The sequence below is a fragment of the Lactococcus fujiensis JCM 16395 genome (genome assembly GCF_002441655.1).
In the GTDB taxonomy this organism is placed as follows: domain Bacteria; phylum Bacillota; class Bacilli; order Lactobacillales; family Streptococcaceae; genus Lactococcus; species Lactococcus fujiensis.
Genome location: NZ_JXJU01000002.1, coordinates 143,599 through 169,225 on the forward strand (window position 1 = coordinate 143,599; position 25,627 = coordinate 169,225).

Genomic DNA, 25,627 nt, shown 5'->3' on the forward strand with positions numbered 1-25,627 from the left:
ACAAGATTAATTTTTGGAGGACAAGTCTCTAATGAAACGCATTGCGGTTTTAACTTCTGGTGGTGACGCCCCAGGTATGAACGCAGCTATCCGTGCTGTTGTTCGTAAAGCAATTTCTGAAGGTATGGAAGTATACGGCATTAACTACGGTTATGCAGGTATGGTTGCCGGTGATATCCACAAACTCGATTCAGCATCAGTTGGTGATAAAGTAGGACGTGGAGGAACATTTTTATATTCTGCACGTTACCCAGAATTTGCTCAACTCGAAGGACAATTAGCAGGTATCGAACAACTTAAAAAATTCGGTATTGAAGGGGTTGTTGTAATTGGTGGAGATGGTTCATATCATGGTGCTATGCGCTTGACTGAACATGGTTTCCCAGCAGTAGGTTTGCCAGGTACAATTGATAATGATATTGTCGGAACAGATTATACGATTGGATTTGATACAGCAGTAACGACTGCTGTTGATGCAATTGATAAAATCCGTGATACATCTTCATCTCATCACCGTACTTTCATCGTTGAAGTTATGGGACGTAATGCTGGTGACATCGCACTATGGGCTGGAATCGCATCTGGTGCAGATGATATTTGCATTCCCGAAAAAGAGTTCAAATTTGAAAATATCGTAAATAACATTAAAAAAGGCTATGAAAAAGGTAAAAATCACCATATTATCGTCATTGCTGAAGGTGTTATGCACGGAGAAGAATTTGCCAAACGTTTGAAAGAAGCTGGCGATGATTCTGATCTTCGTGTTTCTGTGCTGGGACATATCCAACGTGGGGGTTCACCTACAGTTCGTGACCGTGTTATCGCATCACGCATGGGTGCTCGCGCCGTTGAATTGCTCCGAGATGGTATCGGTGGTGTTGCTGTCGGTATTCATAATGAAGAACTTGTTGAAAGCAAAATCCTCGGTACAGCAGAAGAAGGTGCTTTGTTTAGTTTGACTTCTGACGGTGGAATCACTGTCAATAACCCACATAAAGCTGGGGAGGAACTTTACAAATTAAATTCAGCTTTGAACAATTTAAACCTAAACTAATTAACTAAGTTAATTGAAACCGGACACTAGTTCAGATTTTGTTGACTAGGACGGATTATAAAATTTTATAGGAGAAAAACACTAATGAACAAACGTGTTAAAATCGTCTCAACACTTGGACCAGCTATCGAAGTACGTGCTGGTAAAACATATTTTGATCGTGGCTTTTGGGCAGGCGACCTTGATGTAGAATCATCAGCTAAAAAAATTGCAGAATTAATTGAAAATGGTGCTAACGTTTTCCGTTTTAACTTTTCACATGGTGACCATGATGAACAAGGAAACCGGATGCAAGCTGTTCTCCGTGCAGAAGAAATTGCTGGACGTAAGGTTGGATTCTTGCTTGATACAAAAGGTCCTGAAATCCGTACAGAATTATTCTCAGATGCAGCTAAAGCTGATCCTGACTATGATGATGAAGAAAACTTGTTCAATTACAAAACGGGCGAAAAAATTCGTGTTGCAACAAAACAAGGCATCAAATCAGAAAAAGATTTACTCGCATTAAACGTTGCTGGTGGAATTGATATTTTTGACGATGTAGAAGTTGGAAAACGTATCCTTGTTGACGATGGTAAACTCGGTCTTCTTGTTATCGGAAAAAATACTTCAACGCGTGAATTTGAAGTTGAAGTTGAAAACGATGGCGTTATTGCTAAACAAAAAGGTGTTAACATCCCTGGAACGAAAATTAACTTCCCTGCACTTGCTGAACGCGATGATGCTGATATTCGTTTCGGTCTCTCTCAAGGCATTAACTTTATCGCGATTTCATTCGTCCGTAAAGCTGAAGATGTGCTCGCAGTTCGCCGTATTTTGGAAGAAACAGGTCACACTGGTGTTAAATTATTCCCTAAAATTGAAAATCAACAAGGGATTGAAAATATCGATGAAATCATCGAAGTTTCTGATGGTATCATGGTAGCCCGTGGTGACATGGGAATCGAAGTTCCATTCGAAATGGTTCCAGTTTACCAAAAAATGATTATTTCTAAAGTTAATAAAGCTGGTAAGACAGTTATTACTGCCACAAACATGCTTGAATCTATGACTTACAACCCTCGTGCCACTCGTGCTGAAATTTCAGACGTTTTCAATGCGGTTATTGATGGTACTGATGCAACAATGCTTTCTGGTGAATCAGCAAATGGTCATTATCCTGCAGAATCAGTTAAAACAATGGCTACAGTTGACATGAATGCACAAACGATGCTTTCAGAATACGGCCGTCTTCACCCAGAAAACTACGATCGTAACTCTGTTACTGAAGTAGTCGCTGCTGCCGTTAAAGATGCTGCGAAAGCAATGGATATTAAATTGATTGTTGCATTGACTGAATCTGGTTCAACTGCGCGTTTGATTTCAAAATACCGTCCAGATGCAGACATCTTGGCTGTTACTTTTGATGAAAAAATCGAACGTAGCCTGACAATTTGTTGGGGTGTAATTCCTGCGCTCGCTGAAAAACCAGCTTCAACTGACGACATGTTTGATGTTGCTGAAAAAGCAGCACTTAAATCAGGCCTCGTTGAATCAGGTGACAATATCATCATCGTTGCTGGTGTTCCAGTAGGTTCTGGTCGCACTAACACAATGCGTATCCGCACTGTTAAATAAAGTACTTGAAGGAGTCTTTGCATGAGTGCAAGGACTCTTTTCGATTTATCCAATTCGTCTTATCTATTGTAAAATAACGGGTAATTCATTGACTAAGAATTATGCTTATCCGTGTTCTAAAAGAGGTTAATTAAATGAATAAACGTGTAAAAATTGTGTCAACTTTGGGTCCAGCAGTTGAAATTCGTGGAGGCAAAACTTTCCTTCAAGAAGGCTATTGGGATGAACCGCTCGATATTGAAGCATCAGCGAAAGTCATTGCAGAATTGATTAAAAATGGAGCAAATATTTTCCGGTTTAACTTTTCACATGGTGACCATGAAAGTCAAGGCGAGTTGATGACAGCTGTTCGACGTGCTGAGGAAATTGCAGGGAAAAAAGTTGGTTTCTTGCTTGACACTAAGGGACCTGAAATTCGGACAGAATTATTCTCTGCTGATGCTCAATCTGATGTGGCATATGATTCAGAAGGTAATTTCTTTCATTATGTTACTGGTGACAAATTGCGAATTGCAACTAAACAAGGCCAAAAGTCAGAAAAAAATCTTATTGGATTAAATGTTGCAGGTGGTTTAGATATTTTTGATGATGTTTCAATTGGGAAACGGATTTTGATAGATGATGGTAAATTAGGGCTGACTGTTATCGATAAAGACGTTGAAAAACGTGAATTTGTTGTCGAGGTTGAAAATGATGGAATTATTGCAAAACAAAAGGGAGTCAATATTCCTAATACAAAAATTCCTTTTCCAGCATTGGCAGAACGCGATGACTCTGATATTCGTTTTGGTCTTCAACAAGGCATCAACTTTATTTCGATATCCTTTGTCCGGACAGCCAAAGATGTTCAAGTTATTCGTGAAATTTTAAAAGAAACAGGAAATACGCACGTTCAATTGTTCCCTAAAATTGAGAATCAAGAGGGAATTGATAATATTGATGAAATCATTAAAGCAGCAGATGGTATCATGGTTGCCCGTGGTGACATGGGGATAGAGGTTCCCTTTGTTCGCGTTCCTGTTTATCAAAAGAAAATTATCAAGAAATGTGCACACGCAGGAAAACCTGTCATTACTGCCACAAACATGTTGGAATCCATGACTTACAACCCACGTGCCACACGTTCAGAAATTTCCGATGTTTTTAATGCGGTGATTGATGGTACTGATGCAACAATGCTTTCTGGTGAATCAGCTAATGGGCGCTATCCGGCAGAATCAGTACGGACCATGGCAGAGATTAATTGTGAAGCACAAACCATGTTGCAAGAATATGGTCGTTTGAATCCAGATCGATATACGAGACATGGTGTAACAGAAGTTGTTGCTTCAAATGTTTTGAATACCACTCGTTCGATGGACATCAAGTTAGTTGTTGCCTTGACTGAGACTGGAAACACGGCTCGTTTGATTTCGAAATATCGTCCTAACACTGATATTTTGGCAGTTACATTTGATGAAAAAGTAGAACGTGCCCTTTTGATTAATTGGGGAGTTATTCCATTACTAACTGAACGTCCAGCTTCCACAGATGATATGTTTGAAGTTGCTGAAAAAGCAGCACTTAAATCAGGATTAGTTAAATCAGGCGACAACATTGTCATTGTAGCCGGTGTTCCTGTTGGTTCAGGACGTACAAACACATGTCGCATTCGTACAATTAGATAAACAAAATAAAAATTCTCTGATGAGAATTTTTTTTATTAAATCGTTACATATTATTAACCATATTAGATAAAATGAAAAAAATACCTGTGAATCACATCACATTTATGACAATCTTGTGAATTAATGCTATAATTAAAGAGTAAAATATTTCTTACCTATATGAAAGGATAGTTTAATACTATGGCAGAGAAACAACGTAAAAAAGTAATTCTTGTTGGTGATGGAGCTGTTGGTTCATCATATGCATTCGCACTTGTAAACCAAGGTATCGCACAAGAGTTGGGTATTGTAGATTTATTTAAAGATAAGACAGAAGGCGACGCGATGGATTTATCACACGCACTCGCATTCACTTCTCCAAAAAAGATTTACTCTGCAGATTATTCTGATGCATCAGATGCTGATTTGGTCGTTTTGACCTCAGGTGCACCTCAAAAACCAGGCGAAACACGTTTGGACTTAGTAGAAAAAAACCTTCGTATCACAAAAAGCGTAGTAACTGAAATCATGAAATCTGGTTTTTCAGGTATCTTCCTTGTTGCTGCTAACCCAGTTGATATTTTAACATATGCGACTTGGAAATTCTCAGGACTTCCAAAAAATCATGTTGTTGGCTCAGGAACATCTCTTGATACAGCACGTTTTCGTCAAGCATTGGCTGAAAAAGTTGGAGTTGATGCACGTTCCGTCCATGCTTATATCATGGGTGAACATGGCGACTCAGAATTTGCCGTTTGGTCACATGCAAACGTGGCCGGTGTTCAATTGGATCAATGGTTCCAAGATAATTCTTACCTCGATGAATCTGAAATTGTTGGGATCTTCGAAGGCGTTCGTGATGCAGCTTACGAAATAATTTCCAAAAAAGGTGCAACCTTCTATGGCGTAGCTGTGGCACTCGCACGTATTACGAAAGCTATATTGGATGATGAGCATGCCGTATTACCTGTTTCAACGTTCCAAGATAACCAATATGGAATTACTGACTGTTACCTTGGTCAACCAGCGGTAGTTGGAGCAGAAGGTGTGATCAATCCGGTCAACATTCCTTTGAGTGATGCTGAATTACAAAAAATGCAAGCCTCAGGTGCTCAATTGAAACGAATTATTGATGATGCATTCAAAAATGAAGAATTTTCATCAGCTGTAAAAGTTTAATAAAATTAGCTAATAAGATAAAGCACAGATTTAATGAATCTGTGCTTTTTGTCAGGTCTGAGAATGATTATTTGTTAAATGATATCACCAAGACGCCCAGCGTTATTAATGCTCCACCAATGACAATAGGGACGGTTACTCGTTCTCGTAAAAGGATAAAAGCGAGAACCATTCCAATTACAACGGATAAGTTATCAACTGGGATGACTTTGGATGCTGGCCCTAATTGCAGTGCACGGTTGTAGGTCAACCATGAAGCGCCAGTTGCCAAACCGGATAAAATTAAAAAAGTAATGTTTTTCTTTGATAAACTGGTAAAATCAGGTTTTCCTGCTAAAAATACAACCATCCATGACATGATCAAGACAACAATCGTGCGAATTGCTGTTGCTAAATTAGCGCTGATTCCACTGACACCTACCTTAACTAGAATTGCTGTCAAACCAGCAAAAATAGCCGATAGAAGTGCATAAATTAACCACATAGTATTTCTCCTTGTTCAATTATTAATTATAAACCTATTATCATAATCTTTCAGAAATTTAACATAAAAAAACAGCTCGAGCGCTGTTTTTTGAGTTTTATTTCGATTTGATGTAGTTGGTACCATCAGCTTTAGGAGCAACTGCTTTTCCAAGGAAGAGCGCCAAGACAACAATTGTAATGACATAAGGTAACATTTGTAAGAATGTTGAAGGAATCTCTTTAATTCCGGGAATTTGTCCACCGACAACAGCAAGTGAAGTCGAAAGTCCAAATAAGAGTGATGCAAGCATTGCCCCGATAGGATTCCACTTACCAAAGATCATGGCTGCCAATGAAATGAAACCTTGACCAACAATTGTTGAAACAGAGAAGTTACCAGAAATGGCTTGAGCATAAATTGCTCCACCAACCCCACCAAGAACACCAGAAATCACAACACCAGCCCAACGATAGGCGTAGACGTTAATTCCAAGCGTGTCAGCTGCTTGAGGATTTTCACCGACTGAACGTAAACGAAGCCCAAAGCGGGTCTTAAATAGCACATACCAAGCAAGAAAGGCAACTGCAATCGCGAGAAAAGCGGGTAATGATGTTTGGCTAAAGAAGATTTGACCAATCACTGGGATTTTATTCAAAAGTGGAACATTCCAATAACCAATTTGTTGATTGATGTTTATTTGTCCTTGGTTATAAATAACTTGAACTAAGAATACACCGAGCGCAGGAGCCATCAAGTTTAATACTGTACCCGAAATAATATGATCGGCTCGTAAATTGACTGTGGCAACGGCGTGGAGTGAAGCGAAAATGGCACCGATAAAAGCTCCAAACAGTATGGAAAGCCAAGGCGTCATGGAACCAAATGTGCTGGCAGTTGTCAAGTTAAAGACCACTGATCCGAAGGCACCCATTGTCATGATTCCTTCGAGACCAACGTTGACGATACCGCCACGTTCTGAGAAAACGCCACCGATTGAAGTGAAGATCAGAGGTGTTGAATAAATAAGCATATTTGCAACGATAATTTGCAAAGTATCAACTAAGTTCATTATGCTTTTTCTCCTTTCTTCTTAGCTTTTGGAAGAATAACTTCGATGATAAATTTAATGGCAATAAAGAAGATGATAGATGCAGTTACGACTTGGATAATTTGTGGCGGAATTGAATCAGTCATCATACCAGGTGCACCTGTTTGTAAGACTGAGAAGAGCAATCCGGCAAAGAGGATCCCAATTGGGTTATTTCCACCAAGAAGGGCAACAGCCATCCCGTTAAATCCAATGTCGAGAGACGCCGTTTGTACAACGAAGTTTTGCATATAACCAAATCCATATACAACACCACCGAGTCCAGCGAGAGCACCAGCGACAACCATAGAAAGAATAATTGTGCGTTTGGATGAAATACCTGCATATTCAGAGGCATCTGGATTTAAACCAACAGCATTGATTTCGTATCCTAATGTTGTTTTTGAGAAGATTACAGCCATGATCACTAAGGCAATCAGTGCAATAAAGATACCAATGTTCAGCGTTGAATTATTTGTCAGATCTGACAACCATTGTGCACGGAAAGTTGAATTCGTACCAACAGGATTTGTTTGGTCAATTGAAGTTGACATAATAATTTTTTTTGCCATGATGTTATGTACCACAAAAGTTGAAAAGTACAGAATAATGTAGTTTAACATGATGGTCGTAATAACTTCTGACGTTCCAAGAAGTGCGCGAAGCACACCTGGAATTAAGCCCATCAAAGCACCGAAAAGCATTCCGACGATAATAACGAGTGGGATCATCAACAAACGTGGTATGTCTGGGAAGGATAGGGCAAACCACATTGAGAAAAGCCAACCAGATAAAGCTTGACCAGACATCCCGATATTGAAAAGTCCGGCTTTCATAGCGACTGCAAAGGCAAGTGCTTCAAGAATTAATGGGCCTGCTGTTTGAATGGTTTCGCCAATTGCTCGGGAATTACCAAGGGCTGAGACTAGTAAATCTTCGTATCCCCAGATCGGATTAAATCCGAAAATTAACATGATAATTGCACCAAGTACGAATCCAGCTAGAACCGCAATAATAGGCACAAGAATCTTTTTCGTTTTACTGCTCATTAATATTACCTCCGACCATTAAGATACCAAGTTCTTGTTTATTTGTTGTTTCAGGTGTGACTTCACCTTGAATTTTTCCGTCATGGATAACAAGAATACGGTCAGAAACGTTAAGAATTTCATCCAGCTCGAAAGAAACCACAAGAACGGCTTTTCCTTCATCACGTGCTTGAATCAAACGCTTATGGATATATTCAATCGCACCGACATCGAGTCCACGCGTAGGTTGGCTAACAATCAATAAGTCAGGATCGCGGTCAATTTCACGCGCAATAATCGCTTTTTGTTGGTTACCACCGGATAAAGAAGCAGCAGGGATTAATTCGCCAGCTCCACGAACATCAAATTCTTCCATTAATTCACGTGCTTTGGCATTAATTTTATTATAATCGAGGAATCCATATTTGGATAAAGGTTCCTTGTAGTATGTTTGCAAGGCCATATTTTCGGCAACGGTCATTTGAAGAACTAAACCGTAACGATGTCGGTCTTCTGGAACGTGACCGACAGATTGTTCTGTGATTTTACGAGGCCGTTGATTGGTAATATTTTTCCCTTTGAGGAAAATTTTGCCAGAGTCAGTTTTCATCAGACCTGTAAGAGCTTTTATTAGCTCTGTTTGACCATTGCCATCAATTCCGGCAATCCCAACAATTTCACCAGCATGAACTTGAAGTGAAAGACCTTTTACTGCAAATGCACCGCGAGCCTCTTTAACTTTAAGGTCTTGGATATCAAGGACGATCTCTTTTGGAGTTGCTGGTCCTTTTGGAGTGATGAAGGAGACAGAACGCCCAACCATCATTTCGGCTAATTCCTTATTTGATTTGTCACCAAGTTCCACAGTCTCAATGGACTTCCCACGACGAATAACTGTGATACGATCAGCAACCGCACGAATTTCATCCAGTTTGTGTGTGATTAAAATAATTGATTTGCCTTCTTTTACCAAATTACGCAAAATATCCATCAATTCGAGAATTTCTGCAGGAGTTAGCACGGCAGTTGGCTCATCAAAGATTAAAATATCTGCCCCACGATATAAGGTTTTAAGGATTTCAACACGTTGTTGTTGTCCAACCGAAATGTCGCGAATATAGGAATCAGGTTCAACAGCAAGTCCATATTTTTCAGACAGTTCAATGATTTTTTCTTTAGCTGTTTTTAAGTCTAAAGAAAGTCCTTTGGTTGTTTCAGAACCGAGAATAATGTTTTCCGTAACGGTGAATGCATCAACAAGCATGAAATGTTGGTGGACCATACCGATTCCGAGGTTTGCAGCTTTTGAAGGAGAATCGATTTTTTCGAGTTTCCCTTTGACATGCACCTCACCCTCTGTCGGCTCCAACAAGCCTGATAAAATATTCATCAGTGTGGACTTCCCAGCACCATTTTCACCAAGTAGGGCGTGAATTTCACCCTTACGTAACTCAAGGTTAATTTTGTCATTCGCAACAAAATTACCAAAGCGCTTGGTCACGTTAATCATTTCGATTACATTTTCGTTGGCCATTTTGGCTCCTTCTAAAAAAATATGATAAAAATAAGAATGATTACTTATTTTTACCCTAATGTTCCAAAAACTGACCTGTGCCGTTTTAAAAAACAAAACGTGACAAAGTCAGTTCTTAAAAAAATAATTACAGCTTATTATATCAAAAAAAACGTATTTATGAAAGCACTTTTTTTTAATCAATAGAGGGGTAAATTAATTCTTCAAATCTGGTTTGAATTGTTTCGGCTAATATAATCAATTTCAATTGAAACTGTGACCGTCAAGCTTTTGAGCTTTTTAAGATTATCAAGCCCTTCTGATTTAATTTTCCAATAATGTGGTGTCATTAATAAGAGACTCATCAAATCTTCATTATTTGTGATGGTTGTTTTGAAAGTGACTTCCTGACGCTCTACTTTGAAATTGGGGAAAGGTTTTATTGAATCGAGCCTTTCTTTTTCGTGAATTTCAGGATAAATGACGTTTTTTAATTCAATCAAATGATTGTCGCCCGCCCGCACAAGAATAATAATCCCCTGATCCGAACAAATGCGATTCATTTCTGCTACCGAATATTCTGCAAACATTGATAATATCACATCGGCTGAATGATCCATGAAAGGAAGATGTGCGAAATTAGCTACGAGCCATTGAATTTGAGGGCTTTTTTTGGCGGCCATCTTAATGCCCAGCTTACTTATGTCCAAGCCAAAGTATTGAAGCTTTTCACTCGGATGCTGCGTTTGAAAACGAGAAAGATAATAGCCTTCCCCACAACCGATATCTACAATGGCGTGTGCATCTGCTTGAGCAGCAATGGCTTGACTTATTTTCAGATTCACTGCATTAGAAAGTTGCTCGTAATAACCAGCTGCTAGAAATTTGCGCCGAGCATTCATCATGGCTTTAGAATCCCCTGCTGTAGGTTTGGCATTGAGGAGAAGATTGAGGTAGCCTTCTTTAGCCAAATCAAAACTGTGACTTTGTGGGCAGATAAAAACTCGCTCATCTTGCCTTAATGGACGATTACAGACAGGACATTTTAATTCTATTTTCATTTTATTTTCCTGCTTTTAATCAATTCTTCATTTGGTGTAACACGGATTGTTTTGTCACGATCATAGGTGACAAAACCGGGGGCAGTACCAGTTGGTTTATGCAATTTTTTGGCATCTAAGACGTCAACTTGAATCAAGTTAGAATGACGTGCTTTAGAGAAATAAGCAGCAAGCTCACCAGCAAATGTGACAGTTTCATCTGATGGGTTTTTATTTCCAGTAATCAGGACATGCGAACCAGGAATGTCCTTGACGTGAAACCAAGTATCCCCTTTTTTACTTAGCTTAAAAGAGACTTGCTCATTTTGTAGGTTGTTTTTACCCACTAAAATAATCGTACCATCCTCAGCTTGATATTTTTCAGGGGGCAGCAATTTTTGCTTTTTATTCCGATGCTTCAGTTTGATATACCCTGTTTGAATTAATTCTTCACGAATGTCAGCAATTTCCGGAACATCTGCATTTTCCAAATTGGTTTCGACGGACTCTAAATAAGTAATGGTTTGCTTGGTGTGTTCAATTTGATCGCCAAGAAATTTTACCGCTTGTTTTAATTTTTGGTAACGATGAAAATATCGTTGTGCGTTTTGGGCTGGCGTTTTTGATAAATCGAGTGCAATCTCTAATGGTTCATTGGTATAATAATTTTCTAAGGTGACCGTAGGCTGGTCATTAGGGACAAGGTGCAAAAAGGTGTTTAATAATTCCCCTTTTTGGCGGAAAATCTCAGCATTTTCGGTGTCTAATAATTCTTTTTCCTGTTTCTTTAATTTGTCACGATTCTTTTTGAGTTCATTCTGAACTTTTTTGATGACCTCAGCTCCAATTTGTTTTACACGGTCACGTTCAGCTTTATCCGAATAATAGAAGTCAAGCATTTCTGAAAGGCTTTCAAACGTTTTGGCTTCTGAACCTAAATTTATTGAAGAAAATGTATCATTTTGATAAATTGAAGGGTATTTTTGAATGATCAGTGCTTTGAATTCAGGAACGGTCAGTTCGGACAAGGCCTTGAGAGAGTCTCTTCCGATCCCTTGAAATGTTTTTTGAAGGTTTCCAAGTTGTAATGCCTCAAAGATCTTTTCGTCAGAGCTTTTGAAAGGGCTATTTTCAGACGATAAGGGAGGTGCAATATAATTTGATCCAGGTAAAATGGTCCGATATTGATTTTGAGAGAAACCGACATGTTTAATTGACTCGATAATACGATCACTCGTTTTGTCAAGTAATATGATATTGCTGTGCTTGCCCATAATCTCGACCACGAGTGCGATCTTCATCGTATCCCCAATTTCGTCTTTACTGGAAATATGAAACCAAATTTGGCGGTCGTTACCGATTTGTTCAATCTTTTCGATTAAGGCACCTGCCAAATATTTTCGCAAAATCATTACAAAATTGTTTGGATTTTGAGGATTTTGAAAATCAGTTTGAGTCAATTGGACACGGCCAAAAGTAGGATGGGCTGACAGTAGAAGTTTCTGAGTTTTCCGCTCAGAACGGACTGAAAGAACAAGTTCTTGTTCAAAAGGCTGATTTACTTTTTGAATGCGACCACCTTCGAGTGCTTGAACTAATTCGTCTGTCATGTGGTGTAAAAATATGCCATCAAAGGACATGGTTTGCCTCTTTTCTTTTTTGTCAATGCTGGCGATATCTGGAATGGATTTCTTTTTCAATTGTACGCCAGTACTGATAAAAGTCGTTAACTTTAATTTTATCATAAATTTGCTAACTTTTCTCTTGCATTTTATTTAATATAGGTTTATACTAGAAAAAAAATCAGGAAAAAGGAGAATCACATGTTTAAATTAAACTTCAAATCATGGCAAAGCTGGCGTTCTTGAAGTTGTATTTGTGCAAAGGGCATAGATACAATTTTGGAGTACTTCAAAAAGTATCTATGCCGGTGATTCATAAAATAAGAAGACCGGATAGGATAAGACATCGCTATTCGGTCTTTTTTTGCATGTGCTCTGAAAACTATTGAATACTAATAATGAAATAAATGAGGAGAAATCATGAAAAATAGAAAAATAATCATCGTCGTTGCATTAATCGTAATTATTGGACTTGTGGCGGTCATTTTACCAAAAACGAATTCGAAATCCGATGCTACACCAAGTAATAATAAAGAAGTCAAAATCGGAATATTACAGTTTGTAACCCACCCAGCTCTAGATGCTATAACAAAAGGTGCAAAAGATGAATTGAAAAAAGAAGGCTTCGCGAATGCAAAGATTAATTTCTATAATGGAGAGGCAGACCAATCCAAACTGCAAACCATGTCATCTCAGTTAGTGTCTGAAAATAATGATGTTTTGATTGGGATTGCAACACCTGCAGCTCAAGCTTTGGCTAATGCCACAAGCACAGTTCCGATTGTGATGGGAGCAGTGACTGATCCTGTCGGAGCAAACTTAGTCAAAAACGTGAATAAGCCTGAAGGAAATATCACAGGCGTTTCGGACCGTTTTCCTGTCGAAAAAGAACTTAAGTTGATGAAAGAAATTATGCCCAATCTTAAAACCGTTGGTGTCCTTTATACTTCATCAGAATCGAACTCTAAATCACAAGTCGAAAGTTTTTCAAAAGCTGCAAAAGCAGAAGGCTTAACGGGTAAAACATATGCTATTGCTTCATCTAATGACATTTCAACAACAGTATCTGTTGCAGCTAAAGAAGTACAAGCATTCTATATCGGCAATGATAATACAATTGCATCAGCTTTTAATAATGTTTTACAAATTACAAATGCAGCTAAAATCCCTGTTTTTCCATCCGTTGATACGATGGTTGAGCAAGGGGGACTTGCAGCAGTTTCTATTAATCAACGTGAATTGGGGATTGAGACAGGTAAAATTGCCGCACAAATTTTAAAAGGAAAAAAAGTAAGTGAAATTCCTGTTGATTTTTATGACCACACAACTCCAATTGTAAATACTGAAGCAGCAAAAGTACTTGGAATAACGATTCCTAAAACAGTATTAGATAATTCAACAAACGATAAATAAGATTGTAGGAATAAAAATGATAATTTCAACCATAAATCAAGGCTTGCTTTGGGCCATTTTAGGATTAGGGATCTTTATGACCTTTAGAATCTTAAATTTTCCTGATATGACAACAGAAGGAAGTTTTCCACTTGGAGGAGCTGTTGCTGTGACACTGATCGTCCATGGCGTGGATCCTTTGATTGCTACGCTGGCTGCTTTTTTAGCCGGCTGTTTGGCTGGATTAGCCACTGGTTTGCTTTATGTCAATGGTAAAATACCAACACTTTTAGCTGGCATATTGGTCATGACCTCATCAAATTCAATCATGCTTATGGTCATGGGGCAAGCAAATTTAGGGATGCTTGGCTATCCTCGTCTTCAATCCATTGGCGTCAGCCTTATCGCAGTCGTTTTAGTCGTTTGTCTTATGATTTTCTTCCTCAATACGGAAATTGGGCAAGCTTTTATCGCAACAGGAGACAATCCAGACATGGCAACAAGTTTTGGAATCAACACGGGGCATATGGAATTGTTAGGCCTCATCCTATCGAATGGCATTATTGCGCTTTCAGGTGCTCTCGTCTGTCAGAATGACGGTTATGCAGATGTCTCAAAAGGGATAGGCGTCATCGTCATCGGTTTAGCGGCAATTATTATTGGGGAAGTCTTTTTTTCGAATGTGTCCATGTTGGAACGTTTAATTACAATAGTCATTGGTTCAATATTTTACCAATTTTTAATTTTAGGTGTAATCACTGTTGGCTTAAACACGAATTATTTCAAACTTTTTAGTGCGATTATATTGGCCATCTGTTTAATGATTCCAACGCTAAGAGAAAAATTCTTTAAGGGGGTGAAGTTAAATGCAAGCCGTCATTGAACTTAAGCAAGCAACGGTCATTGTAGAAAATGGCCTTTCCAAAAAAATAATTTTAGACGATCTGTCATTAGCCATCTATCCTCAAGACTTTATCAGCATTGTCGGGGGAAATGGCGCAGGAAAGTCGACTTTATTCAATGTGATCTCAGGCAATATAAAACTAAACTCGGGAAAAGTATTTATTATGGGGAAAGATGTGACGAATAAATCACCTCAATTTCGTTCAAAATATTTGGCACGTGTTTTTCAAGACCCTAAAATGGGAACGGCGCCACGGATGACTGTTTTAGAAAATTTAGCGGTAGCACGTAAACGAGGACAGACGCGCAGCCTTAAATTGATTCATCCGAAGAAATTGAGTAATGTATTTGTCGAAAAAGCAATAAAAATTGGAAACGGTTTGGAGGAGCAATTAAATACACCAACAGGAAATTTATCAGGGGGACAAAGACAAGCGCTCTCCTTATTGATGGCAACCTTTCAAAAACCTGATTTGCTCTTGTTAGACGAACATACCGCCGCATTAGATCCAAAGACAACTTTGGCCATTATGGCTTTGACACAAAAAGTAATTGTCGAAGAAAAATTGACTGCTTTAATGATTACACACCAAATGGAAGACGCATTGAAATTTGGGAATCGACTTTTAGTCATGAAAAATGGTAAAATAGTAAAAGATTTGAAATCATCAGAAAAAATGAAAATGAAAATAGAAGACTTTTACAGGATATTTGAATGAAAAAATTAGTTCCCCTTTTTGAACGTATATTAAGAATAATCATGTTGGTCGTCGCGGCAGCATTACTTGCGGCATCGATATCACTGACTGGTATTCACATGACGAATAAAAACATTGAAAAAACGAAAATAAGCGCCGTTATCGTTCAAGGGGACGATCTAAAATCCCTACACGAAGTACGATATGAGTGGAATGGTAAAATTGTCGAACGTCGCCCGTTGGATGTTTATTTTCGTAAATTAGGTGATATTGGTGATCGAGTTAATGTTTATGTGGCCAATGATTATCCAGACCGTGTTTTTATGTCTCGTCACGGGGATGATTTAATTAGTTCTGCTGAATTTATGGGCGGTTGGGGACTTCTATTGCTAATTATTTTAATTGGTGAGCGACAACTTTTGACGAGGATTAATAAACTTGAAAAGCTTCAAACAAAAGATGCTCAGAATAAGGAAGATAAATAAAAATAGCCATATTTAGTGGCTTTTTTTTATAAAAAAAAGTTTATCACTCGTTAGAATTCCCATTCAGTTTATGTTAAAATTAAAAGAAATAAGGCTTATTTGTCAGAATTTATAATTTTCACGATTTTTGTTTTGACTGATAAATAAGTTATCTTTTTTGGGGGGGAAGTTATGGAATTAAGAACGCGGCAGAGGAGAAAAAAAAAGAGAAAAATATTTTTATTAAGTTTATTTTTTACATTAGTAGCCAGTACAGGAATAGGCATTGGTGTAAAATTATATCATGATGAAACAGTTAGAAAGGAGAAAATCCAAGCTTATCAAAAAATAAAAACCTTGGCAGAAAAATCAATCGATGAAGCATATCAAAATCCAACAGATGAAAATCTCAAGCGTTCCAAGACTTTAGCACAACAATTGAATCCAACAGATAAAAATAAAATTGAAGTGAAATTGTCCACTTTAGTCAATTATAAAATACGTATAGCTGATGCCACATCTGCACTCACAAATTATGAAAATCAGAAAACGGAAGAAAGTTATCAGCAGGTCCTAGCAAAATTAGATTTGTTAACCTCAACGTACGAAGCAAAGGAAAAGTCAAATTTAACCCAAAAATTAGATGTTTCCAAGAAAAGAATCGAAGCCGAAGCGGCTGCTGAGGCAGCAAAAAAAGAGGCTGAAAAATGGGCGGGTAAAAAACTGATCGCATTGACATTTGATGATGGGCCAAACCCACAAACGACGCCAATACTTATACAGACACTTGCAAATGCAGGCGTTTCAGCAACATTTTTCCCATTGGGCAAACAAGCACAAGCTTATCCCAAGCTTATTAAAGCAGAAGCTGCTGGCGGAAATGAAGTCGCTTCACACAGTTGGAATCATGCAAACTTGGTCAACCTCACTGCTGACAAACAAAAAGAGGAAATATTATCAGCTCACGACTTAATTAATTCATTAAGTGGTCAATCCACTAATTTTTACCGCCCGCCTTATGGATCTTATAATGCAACAACTTTGGCTCAAACAAATTTGGCAGCAGTGAATTGGTCTATTGATACAAATGATTGGCGTTATGTTAACAATAGTGCTAAGGTCGTTCAAAATGCGGTGACTCATGCACATGATGGGGGAATTATACTGATGCACGACATTCATAGCTGGTCTGTTGCAGCAGTACCTCAAATTATTCAAGAGCTGAAAGCACAAGGTTACACTTTTGTTACCGTCACACAGTTGTTGAATTCACGCGTTGGACCTATCGAATCAGGAAAGGTGTATACAGGGAACTGAATATTGAGTAAAGAAAAACCAACGTGAGTTGGTTTTTTTGTACTTAGAATCTTCATTATGATTTTGACACGGTCGTTTTTAAATCATTTTTAGTAAGCGAGAAAGGCAGTTGTTCGGGTAAATAGGTCTGAGGATGAGGAACGATCCCCAGTTTAAAATCAAGTCGCAGTCCTGTTGTCAAGTCTTTATGGTCAATAAAAGTGTTCTCTATTTTTTTCCCGTCAGCGCTGACAGTGTCAACGAAAACGTGCTGTTTTTTGTTAGGAGACGAATTTATTTCGACCATCTTTCCATTTGACAAATGAATTTTTGCTCTATTCCAAAGTGGGATTCCCAAAATGTATTCTCCAGTCCCCGCGGTCATTGGGTAAAATCCCAAACTAGAGAAGATATACCATGAAGCCATTGTCCCATTATCTTCATCACCGGGATAAGCTCTAGTTGTATCGTTAAATGTTTCAAGCAATAAATTTTTGATCAGTGGCTGAGCCATCCAAGGTTTACCAATGTATGAAAAGAGATAAGGGTAATGAAAGCTTGGTTGATTTGAAATAGCGACCTGACCGAATTCGAGTGTAGCCATTTCACTCATTTCGTGGATTTCAAAGCCGTAACCTTCAACAGAAAAATCGGGCTTTTGATTACATAATTCAATCAGCATTTCTTCGAATAAATCAGCACCTCCATGAATTTTGATCAGTCCTGCAAAGTCTTGAAATACAGAAAAAGAGGTTTGCCATGCGGAACCCTCAGCATAATCACGGCCCCATTGAAGAGGATTAAAGTTTTCTCGAAACTTCCCATCGTGATCTTTTGCTCTCATAAACCCACTTTCGGAATCATACAAGTGACAATAATTTAAGGCTTGTTTCTTATAATATTGCGAGGTATTTTGATCACCAAGGATCTGTGCCACTCGATAAATGCAATAGTCTGAATAACTGTAATCCAGTGTTTGATTGACGGATTCATGGTGATTCAGTGGAACATACCCATATTCTAGATAATCACTTATTCCTTGACGACCATATTTAGGATCAGATGATTGAACTGTTGCACCTTTTATCATTGCTTCTAAAAATTCAGGCATGAGATCAAGTCGAATTTCTTTTTTTGACGCATCGGCGATGACCGCATCAATTAAAGTTCCGGGCATCATTCCTCGTTCATCCGGAGAAAGCCATTTTGGCAAATAGCCGGATTCACGAAATGAATTTAGAAACCCTTCAAGCATGTCTCCGTACTCTTCAACTGCAATTAAACTGTAAAGCGGATAAACAGTTCTAAATGTATCCCAGAAGCCATTATTTGTATATAAGGGACCAGGTTTTACTGTTCTCGAGCTGGTATCAAAATGTATTTTTTGGTTATTATGGTCAATTTCATAAAAACGTTGTGGAAATAGGAAACTACGATATAAATTATGATAGAAAGTTGAAACAATCTTCGGGTCATCATGTTCCACTTCTATTTTATTCAGCTGCTTTTCCCATGCCTCTTCATTCTGAACTTCATATTCGTCAAGAGTCATTGAGTGCTCACGTTCTAAATTTAAAGACGCCTGATCAAAAGAAATAAAAGAAGTCCCAAAGCGCACAGTTTGTATCTGCTTTAATAATGTTTTAAAAGTCACCTGAACAGCGCCATTTTTTCCTTTGAAAGAGTTTGATCCATCAGCTAAAACCTGATTCTCTTGACCATCTTCTACCTCAAATACTGAATCAAGTACGATGTCATTTTCAAATGCTAATTGCACATAAAACGCAAAGTTTTCATCCTCACAATCAGCATAATTAGAAACCGAAAATAAGATATTTCTTGAGTCTTTGGCAGAAATCTCAAAATTTCCAGGTAATTGCAATATTATTCCGTTATCTTGAACTTTTGAATTTAAAAACTTCATTTGTAAAATACCACCATAAATGGACGGAACAAGGATTGACTGAATTTGATACCTCAGTGATGTTATTGCAATTTTATGAGGTGACATTTGTGTTTCTGAGGGGCGAAAAGATGAGACGGTGTGCCAAATTGAATGGCCGCCTAGATATCCAGAAAATGGGGTCATTGTAAAATGTGAAAAATCTCCCATCCATGGACTGGGTTGGTGAGTTAAGCGGAAGCCTTCGAAAGTATGGTCTTCTGGATGAAACCACCAGGCTCCTCGACTTGAGGCAGTTGACAGCGCGAAATAGTTCATTCCCCAAGGCGTACCTGTGTATGGGAGACAATTCCCATTTGAAAAGCTACTTGAATTTGCACTCCCTTGCCTTGTATCGATTTGATTTATTCTCATAATATTCCTTTATATATTAGTGAATTCTGTTTAAAGTTTTCGTTATGAAATGTCTCTTGTAGAGTTTCTTTTAATAAGTTGGATATCAACTTTTTTATCTTCCGGTCTGATTCCATGATCGAGCCAATCAATGATCATTTCACCAGCGACTTGTCCCATTTTTTGAAAGTCTTGGGCAATCGTTGTAAGACCCGGTTGGCTCAATTGGGTAGCCTGAATATTATCAAAACCAATAATTGATATATCCATTGGAAAAGAATAGCCTTGTTGTTGTAATACACCCATGATTTGAAGTGCCACCAAGTCATTTTCACAAACCAACCCTGTAAGCGCTTGTGACTCAATCAGTTTCAAAATTCCTTCCACCGTTGCTAAAGGGTCGTCAAGTGTTGTGTGATACGACAAATGGTTCTCTTTCAATTCTTTGATGTATCCTAAATACCGGTTCCTCGTCGTATGCGGGTGGTGGGGCTCATTACTCATCACATATGCAATGCGTTGATGGCCTTGTTGAATAAGCAGATGTGTGGCAAGGATCCCTCCATTAAAATTATCGGCAAATACACAAGGAAAAGGGAGATCGATGATTTTTTTATCCAGTAATACAATTGGGAAGTTATACATAGATAATTCGAGAAGGACATCGAGAAAATCCTCTGTATGCATTGGATAATAGATCAAACCGTCAAAATTTTCTCTAATTGAAGTTGCTGAATTTTCCCTTAAATAATTAGAATAGGTCATAAACAAAGTAATTTCAGCAGCATTAATCGTAGGTAAGAGACCAGGTGTGAAATTCCCAAAATTCATTCCTTCAAATGGCATTACAAAAAGAAGTCGACGATTTGTTCCTGAAAATTGAACTTTTTTAACTTTTGTCACGAAAGACCCTTTACCTTGGATCCTGGTTGCCATCCCCATCTGTTCAAGTTCAGATAGGGCTCGTTTTGCAGTAATTCGACTGACTTTGTAAGTAAGAGCGAGTTCCTTTTCGGTAGGAAGTTGTTCGCCGACTTTCAAATTATTTGTTTTAATTTCCTTAACTAAATCATTACATATTTGCTGATAAAGTGGAACAGACATAAGTGTACCTCGACTATAATTGATATATCATATTATATACTAAATAAAAAAAAACACAAGTGAAATACTTTACGAATCCCAAAAAACACCAGGCGACACCCCTTGAGCTAGAAAATGCTTACATTAGCGTAGGATATGCGAATTCAACTAAATAAAATTTTTATAAAAGGGCTTGCAAAAAATAATTTATGTGATATATTAGAAGAAAAAATGATATATCAACATTTGAAACGATTGTTATTTTTTGTAAAGAGTATATCAATATAAGGAGCTAATGTGGGCATTCAAATACCTTATTCAGTGAAACAATTTGTACAAACGATCAAAGAGAACTGTGGAGAATCTCACCAAGATTGGTCAAAAAATTTTGAGACATCATTCACAAACACCTTAGAAAAAGCCATAAAGGTGCAGAGTAACCATCAGGTATTTATGCTGACAGGGGACATACCAGCCATGTGGTTGCGTGATTCAACAGCACAAATTAGGCCCTATCTTTTTTTGGCACAAACTGATCAACAAATTTCCGATCTGATTGCGGGCCTTGTGAAGCAACAATTTAAGTACATTAATTTTGATCCTTATGCAAATGCCTTTAATGAACAAGAGAATTGTGCAGGGCATCAAAATGACCAAACGAATTTTAATTCCAAAAAAGGTTGGATTTGGGAAAGAAAGTATGAAATTGATTCACTTTGTTATCCAGTTCAATTAGCATATTTGTTATATCAAAAGACGGGTAGGATCGATATTTTTGATGAACAATTTGTAGAAGGGGTGCGCAAAATCTTAACTGTTTTTAAAACAGAACAAAATCATGAACACTCACCTTATCGATTTCAACGTGTGACCGATCGGAATGAAGATACCTTGATCCGAAATGGGCGGGGAGCGAAAGTCGCCCATACTGGGATGACATGGTCTGGTTTTAGACCTAGTGATGATGCTTGCCAATATGGCTACCTTGTCCCGTCTAATATGTTTGCAGTTGTAATACTTGATGAGTTAATATTCATCTTCAGTCAGGTATTACACGATGCACAGCTTATGCAAGCAGCACAAGAATTGAAATCTTCAATTCAAAAAGGAATTAATCAATTTGCCGTGACTCAAAATCAGCAAGGGGATGATATTTGGTCCTATGATGTAGACGGGCTGGGTAATAGGGCTGTAATGGACGATAGTAATGTTCCTAATTTACTTGCTGCCCCTTATTTGGGATACTGTGAAATAGATGATCCGATTTATTTGAATACGCGACGAACAATGCTGAGCTTTGAGAATCCTTATTATTATGAAGGAAAATTTGCAAAAGGGATAGGTTCGAGTCATACACCAGAAAATTATGTTTGGCCGATCGCTTTAGCTATGGAAGGACTAACCACAGATTCTCAATCGGAAAAAGAACGGATATTGAATATTTTGGTCAACACAGATGCAGGAACACATCTGATGCATGAAGGATTTGATGTTAATAATCCAAACCATTACACAAGAGAGTGGTTCAGTTGGGCAAACATGATGTACTGCGAGCTCTTAATGGATTACTTTGGGTACAAAATTTAAAAGCAAATTTAGATAAAAAAAGGGATGATATGAAAAAGAAGACAATTCACATAATTTCGCATAGTCACTGGGATCGAGAATGGTATATGGCTTATGAGCAACATCATATGCGTTTGGTTAATCTGTTAGATGACTTATTGGATTTATTTAAGAAAGACCCTGAATTCGATAGTTTTCATTTGGACGGTCAAACGATTATCTTGGATGATTATTTACAAGTAAGACCTGAACGAGAAGATGAAATTCGAGCGGCTATAAGTAGTGGAAAACTGAGAATTGGTCCATTTTATATCTTACAAGATGATTTTTTGATTAGTTCAGAGTCAAATGTACGCAATATGCTGATTGGGAAAAAAGCTACAGATTTCTGGGGACAAAAAGTTCCCCTTGGATATTTTCCAGACACCTTTGGAAATATGGGACAAACACCACAATTGATGAAGGGCGCTGGTCTCGAAAATGTTGCCTTTGGCCGAGGGGTCAAACCAATTGGATTCGATAATCAAGTCCTTGAGCAAAAAACTTATTCATCACAATATTCAGAAATGTGGTGGCAAGGCCCAGATGAGAGTGAGATTCTTGGCATCTTATTTGCTAATTGGTATTCTAACGGAAATGAAATCCCAACAGAAAAAGATAAAGCAATTTCTTTTTGGACAAAAAAAATAGCAGATGCGGAAAAATTTGCATCAACGCCTCATATATTGATGATGAATGGGGGAGATCATCAACCCGTTCAAAAGGATTTAAGTAAAGCCATTCGTCTTGCGAATGAGCTTTTCCCCGAATATGAATTCATTCATTCTAATTGGCCAACTTATTTGGATGCCGTGAGAGCCACCTTACCTGAGGATTTATCAAAGGTTAGCGGTGAATTAACTTCTCAGGAAACAGATGGTTGGTATACATTAGCGAATACGGCCTCAAGTCGTGTTTACTTGAAACAAAAAAATACGCTTGTTGAACGGAAGCTAGAAAATATTGCCGAACCACTTGCCACTTTGGCATACAAAATTAGTGGTCAATATCCACATGAAAAACTTCTTTATGCATGGAAAATATTACTGCAAAATCATCCTCATGATAGCATTTGCGGGTGCTCATTAGATTCCGTTCATCGTGAAATGATGACTCGTTTTGAAAAGGCAGAAACCGTTGCTGATTATGTCCTAACAGATGCTTTAGAAACGATTTCAAAGGCGATCCAGCCGAATGGTGAACACTCATTTGTTGTCTTTAATACCAGTGCTTATGACAAAACTGGTGAGGCCGAAGTAGAAGTTGTTCTAGAGCGGAAATTATTTTCAGAGGGCTTGCCTGTTGACTTGTATCGTTCATTAGACGCAAAAGTTGATCAGAAATTTGAAGTTATAGATCAAACGGGACAGATAGTTCATGCTGAAATTTCAAAAGCAGAAGTTTTATTTGATTATGATTTACCGAAAGATCGTTTTCGTGTCCCTTATATGAAACGTTTCGTAAAAGTGAAATTATTTTTAAATAAAATGCCCGCTTTTAGCTGGCAGACGTTTCAGTTGGTTAGCACCGACCGATCACAAACCAAAGAAAAAGGGATGATTTCAGGTCAAGAAATTGAAAACTCATTTTTTAAATTGACTATTGAAAAGAACGGCACCCTCAGTATATTTGATAAGGTACAGAACTGTAATCTTTCGAACATTTTGGAATTTGAAGATACGGGGGATATTGGAAATGAGTACATTTACTTTCAACCGCAACACTCTAAAGCGATTTTGTCTTCAGAATCAGAAGCGACTTTAACTGTCATTACTGATCAACCTGAAATAGCACAAATTGAAATAAAGCAGAATATGATGATTCCAGAATCAGCTGACGCATTACTCGAAAAAGAGCAGCAAGAGGTCTTGGAATTTCGCTACCGCAAAGCTAATCGCTCGAAACATTTGGTTCCGCTTGAGATAAAAACAATTGTAACAGTAAGGCCGGACAGTAGAAAAATAGACTTTGAAACAACGATTGACAATCAAATGACAAACCACCGTATTCGTGTTTTATTTCCGTCAGGACTGACAACTGAATCACATGAGGCAGATAGCATCTTCGAAGTTGTCAAACGGCCGAATCAAGTTTCTGAACAATGGGAGAACCCAACAAATCCGCAACATCAACAAGCTTTTGTCAACATTCATAATGCTGACTATGGCTTGACAATCGGAAACTTCGGCTTGAATGAATATGAGATTCTCAATTCTTCCGTCATTGCACTGACACTCGTACGGTCAGTGGGTGAACTCGGTGACTGGGGCTACTTTCCAACACCAGAAGCACAAACGCAAGGACGATTAAAGTTTACCTATAGTCTAGAAATGCATGATGCACCAGAATCACGGTACCAAACTTACAAAAACGCCTATGCTTCACAAATTCCATTCAGTTCTGTTCAATTGAGACACCACGATAATGTTTCAATCTTACCTAACAATGGGAAAATTGTTGATATCAGTGCTGATACATTTGCAACAACTGCCTTAAAGAGAAGAGAAGCTGATGACAGAATTGTTTTACGAGGTTACAATATGTCTGATCAAGCAGAAATCGTTCATATTGTTGGTGCATTTAAAGAACTGAATTTATTGGAAGAAGAACAGGATGATTTTTCACAAGACCTCAAGCCTTATGAAATTAAAACGATTCTTGTCCATGAGATGAACAATAGTTCGGCTCAAGAGGAGAAGCAATGAAAAAATTCATCAAAAACATATGGCGATATAAAGCCTTAATATTAATGGCACTTCCTGGTGCAATCTGGATGATTTTCTTTTTCTATATTCCTGTTCTAGCAAATGTTGTTGCTTTTAAACAGTTTCGTCTTGATCCGAATGGCTTTCTTGCTAGTTTAGTTAACAGTCCTTGGGTTGGATTTGATAATTTTAAATTCCTTTTTCAATCGGGTGCGGCTTTTACGATTACTAGAAATACGGTCCTATATAATGTCGGTTTCATTGTTCTCAATTTAATTATTGCGGTCACGTTTGCAATCATTATGTCTGAATTGAGAAATAAACGATTGGTTAAACTCTATCAAACCATGTCGCTTTTACCTTATTTTCTTTCATGGGTAGTCATTTCATATTTTGTCTATGCTTTCTTGAGTCAGGACAAAGGGATTATCAATCACTGGATTACTGGGCATGGGGGGACGGCTATCCAATGGTATAGTGAACCAAAATATTGGCCCTTCATTATACTCTTTATTGGGGTTTGGAAAGGAATTGGCTACAATTCAATTATTTACTTTGCCACAGTAATGGGAATTGATCCGACTTACTACGAAGCTGCAATGGTTGATGGAGCAACAAAATGGCAACAAATTAAAAATATTACGATACCTCAAATGGCACCGTTGATGACAATTTTGACGATTTTAGCGGTGGGAAATATTTTTAGAGCAGATTTTGGTTTATTCTATAACGTACCACAAAATTCAGGTGCATTATATAACGTTACACAAGTTCTTGATACTTACATTTATAATGGACTGGCAAGTTCGGGTGATTTAGGGATGTCTACTGCAGCTGGACTTTATCAATCCATTGTAGGTTTTATTCTCTTGATGATTACCAACTTTATTGCTCGTCGTGTTGATGAACAATCTGCTTTATTCTAAAGGAAGG

The 25,627-nt window shown here is 37.9% G+C and carries 20 protein-coding genes; 12 read left to right on the forward strand and 8 right to left on the reverse strand.

All coding sequences use genetic code 11. The annotated features are described in order from the left end of the window. The first annotated feature begins 31 nt into the window (after window positions 1–31). The 4 genes from pfkA to RT41_RS02595 all read left to right on the forward strand — a co-directional run bounded on the left by pfkA (window position 32) and on the right by RT41_RS02595 (window position 5,496). Window positions 32–1,054 (forward strand): 6-phosphofructokinase, encoded by a 1,023-nt coding sequence (pfkA, locus tag RT41_RS02580; protein ID WP_096817225.1) that lies wholly within the window; start codon window positions 32–34, stop codon window positions 1,052–1,054. A gap of 84 nt (window positions 1,055–1,138) precedes the next feature. Further along, window positions 1,139–2,671 (forward strand): pyruvate kinase, encoded by a 1,533-nt coding sequence (gene pyk / locus RT41_RS02585; protein ID WP_096817227.1) that lies wholly within the window; start codon window positions 1,139–1,141, stop codon window positions 2,669–2,671. 134 nt (window positions 2,672–2,805) lie between these two features. Next, the gene (gene pyk / locus RT41_RS02590; protein WP_096817230.1) at window positions 2,806–4,338 is read left to right on the forward strand and encodes a pyruvate kinase; all 1,533 of its coding nucleotides are present in this window, start codon (window positions 2,806–2,808) and stop codon (window positions 4,336–4,338) included. Between the two features lie 180 nt (window positions 4,339–4,518). After that, complete coding sequence (locus tag RT41_RS02595; protein ID WP_096817232.1) at window positions 4,519–5,496, forward strand: L-lactate dehydrogenase; 978 nt, start codon at window positions 4,519–4,521, stop codon at window positions 5,494–5,496. 67 nt (window positions 5,497–5,563) lie between these two features. Here RT41_RS02595 and RT41_RS02600 read toward each other — a convergent pair whose 3' ends face one another. From RT41_RS02600 to RT41_RS02625, 6 genes are all read right to left on the reverse strand, one after another. Continuing rightward, entirely contained in the window at window positions 5,564–5,980 is a 417-nt protein-coding gene (locus RT41_RS02600; protein ID WP_096817234.1) for an EamA family transporter, read from the reverse strand. A 97-nt stretch (window positions 5,981–6,077) separates the two neighbouring features. Continuing rightward, window positions 6,078–7,031 carry an ABC transporter permease gene (locus RT41_RS02605; RefSeq protein WP_096817236.1) on the reverse strand — a complete coding sequence of 318 codons (954 nt, stop codon included), beginning with the start codon at window positions 7,029–7,031 and terminating at the stop codon, window positions 6,078–6,080. Then, window positions 7,031–8,098: an ABC transporter permease gene (locus RT41_RS02610; RefSeq protein WP_054639212.1), complete on the reverse strand. Its 1,068-nt coding sequence runs from the start codon at window positions 8,096–8,098 to the stop codon at window positions 7,031–7,033. The genes RT41_RS02605 and RT41_RS02610 overlap by 1 nt, the downstream gene beginning before the upstream one ends. Continuing rightward, the gene (locus tag RT41_RS02615; protein WP_096817238.1) at window positions 8,088–9,611 is read right to left on the reverse strand and encodes an ABC transporter ATP-binding protein; all 1,524 of its coding nucleotides are present in this window, start codon (window positions 9,609–9,611) and stop codon (window positions 8,088–8,090) included. Before RT41_RS02615 ends, RT41_RS02610 begins: the two co-directional genes overlap by 11 nt. Before the next feature lie 203 nt (window positions 9,612–9,814). Beyond that, window positions 9,815–10,651 carry a putative RNA methyltransferase gene (locus RT41_RS02620; protein ID WP_096817240.1) on the reverse strand — a complete coding sequence of 279 codons (837 nt, stop codon included), beginning with the start codon at window positions 10,649–10,651 and terminating at the stop codon, window positions 9,815–9,817. Then, entirely contained in the window at window positions 10,648–12,270 is a 1,623-nt protein-coding gene (locus tag RT41_RS02625) for an Rqc2 family fibronectin-binding protein (RefSeq protein ID WP_096817322.1), read from the reverse strand. The genes RT41_RS02620 and RT41_RS02625 overlap by 4 nt, the downstream gene beginning before the upstream one ends. Before the next feature lie 402 nt (window positions 12,271–12,672). Here RT41_RS02625 and trpX point away from each other — a divergent pair, with 402 nt between their 5' ends. The 5 genes from trpX to RT41_RS02650 all read left to right on the forward strand — a co-directional run bounded on the left by trpX (window position 12,673) and on the right by RT41_RS02650 (window position 17,026). Then, window positions 12,673–13,665 (forward strand): tryptophan ABC transporter substrate-binding protein, encoded by a 993-nt coding sequence (gene trpX, locus RT41_RS02630; protein WP_096817242.1) that lies wholly within the window; start codon window positions 12,673–12,675, stop codon window positions 13,663–13,665. Between the two features lie 16 nt (window positions 13,666–13,681). After that, window positions 13,682–14,527, forward strand: coding sequence for an ABC transporter permease (locus tag RT41_RS02635; RefSeq protein WP_096817245.1), 846 nt, complete (start codon window positions 13,682–13,684; stop codon window positions 14,525–14,527). Continuing rightward, a complete protein-coding gene (locus RT41_RS02640) occupies window positions 14,511–15,266 on the forward strand; it encodes an ABC transporter ATP-binding protein (protein WP_096817248.1) in 756 nt (251 codons plus the stop codon). The genes RT41_RS02635 and RT41_RS02640 overlap by 17 nt, the downstream gene beginning before the upstream one ends. After that, window positions 15,263–15,730, forward strand: a complete 468-nt coding sequence (locus RT41_RS02645; RefSeq protein ID WP_096817250.1) for a hypothetical protein — start codon at window positions 15,263–15,265, stop codon at window positions 15,728–15,730. Before RT41_RS02640 ends, RT41_RS02645 begins: the two co-directional genes overlap by 4 nt. Window positions 15,731–15,901: 171 nt before the next feature. Next, a complete protein-coding gene (locus RT41_RS02650; protein WP_096817252.1) occupies window positions 15,902–17,026 on the forward strand; it encodes a polysaccharide deacetylase family protein in 1,125 nt (374 codons plus the stop codon). Window positions 17,027–17,081: 55 nt separating this feature from the next. Here the strand turns inward: RT41_RS02650 and RT41_RS02655 are convergent, their stop codons facing one another. Next, the gene (locus RT41_RS02655) at window positions 17,082–19,322 is read right to left on the reverse strand and encodes a GH92 family glycosyl hydrolase (RefSeq protein ID WP_096817254.1); all 2,241 of its coding nucleotides are present in this window, start codon (window positions 19,320–19,322) and stop codon (window positions 17,082–17,084) included. A gap of 42 nt (window positions 19,323–19,364) precedes the next feature. Continuing rightward, window positions 19,365–20,405, reverse strand: a complete 1,041-nt coding sequence (locus tag RT41_RS02660; protein ID WP_096817257.1) for a GntR family transcriptional regulator — start codon at window positions 20,403–20,405, stop codon at window positions 19,365–19,367. A gap of 276 nt (window positions 20,406–20,681) precedes the next feature. Between RT41_RS02660 and RT41_RS02665 the strand changes: the two genes are divergently transcribed. The 3 genes from RT41_RS02665 to RT41_RS02675 are packed head-to-tail and all read left to right on the forward strand — an operon-like array spanning window position 20,682 to window position 25,620. After that, window positions 20,682–21,971: a glycoside hydrolase family 125 protein gene (locus RT41_RS02665; RefSeq protein ID WP_054639209.1), complete on the forward strand. Its 1,290-nt coding sequence runs from the start codon at window positions 20,682–20,684 to the stop codon at window positions 21,969–21,971. A 29-nt stretch (window positions 21,972–22,000) separates the two neighbouring features. Beyond that, window positions 22,001–24,694 (forward strand): alpha-mannosidase, encoded by a 2,694-nt coding sequence (locus tag RT41_RS02670; RefSeq protein ID WP_096817324.1) that lies wholly within the window; start codon window positions 22,001–22,003, stop codon window positions 24,692–24,694. Further along, entirely contained in the window at window positions 24,691–25,620 is a 930-nt protein-coding gene (locus RT41_RS02675; protein WP_096817258.1) for an ABC transporter permease, read from the forward strand. The genes RT41_RS02670 and RT41_RS02675 overlap by 4 nt, the downstream gene beginning before the upstream one ends. The last annotated feature ends 7 nt before the right edge of the window (window positions 25,621–25,627 follow it).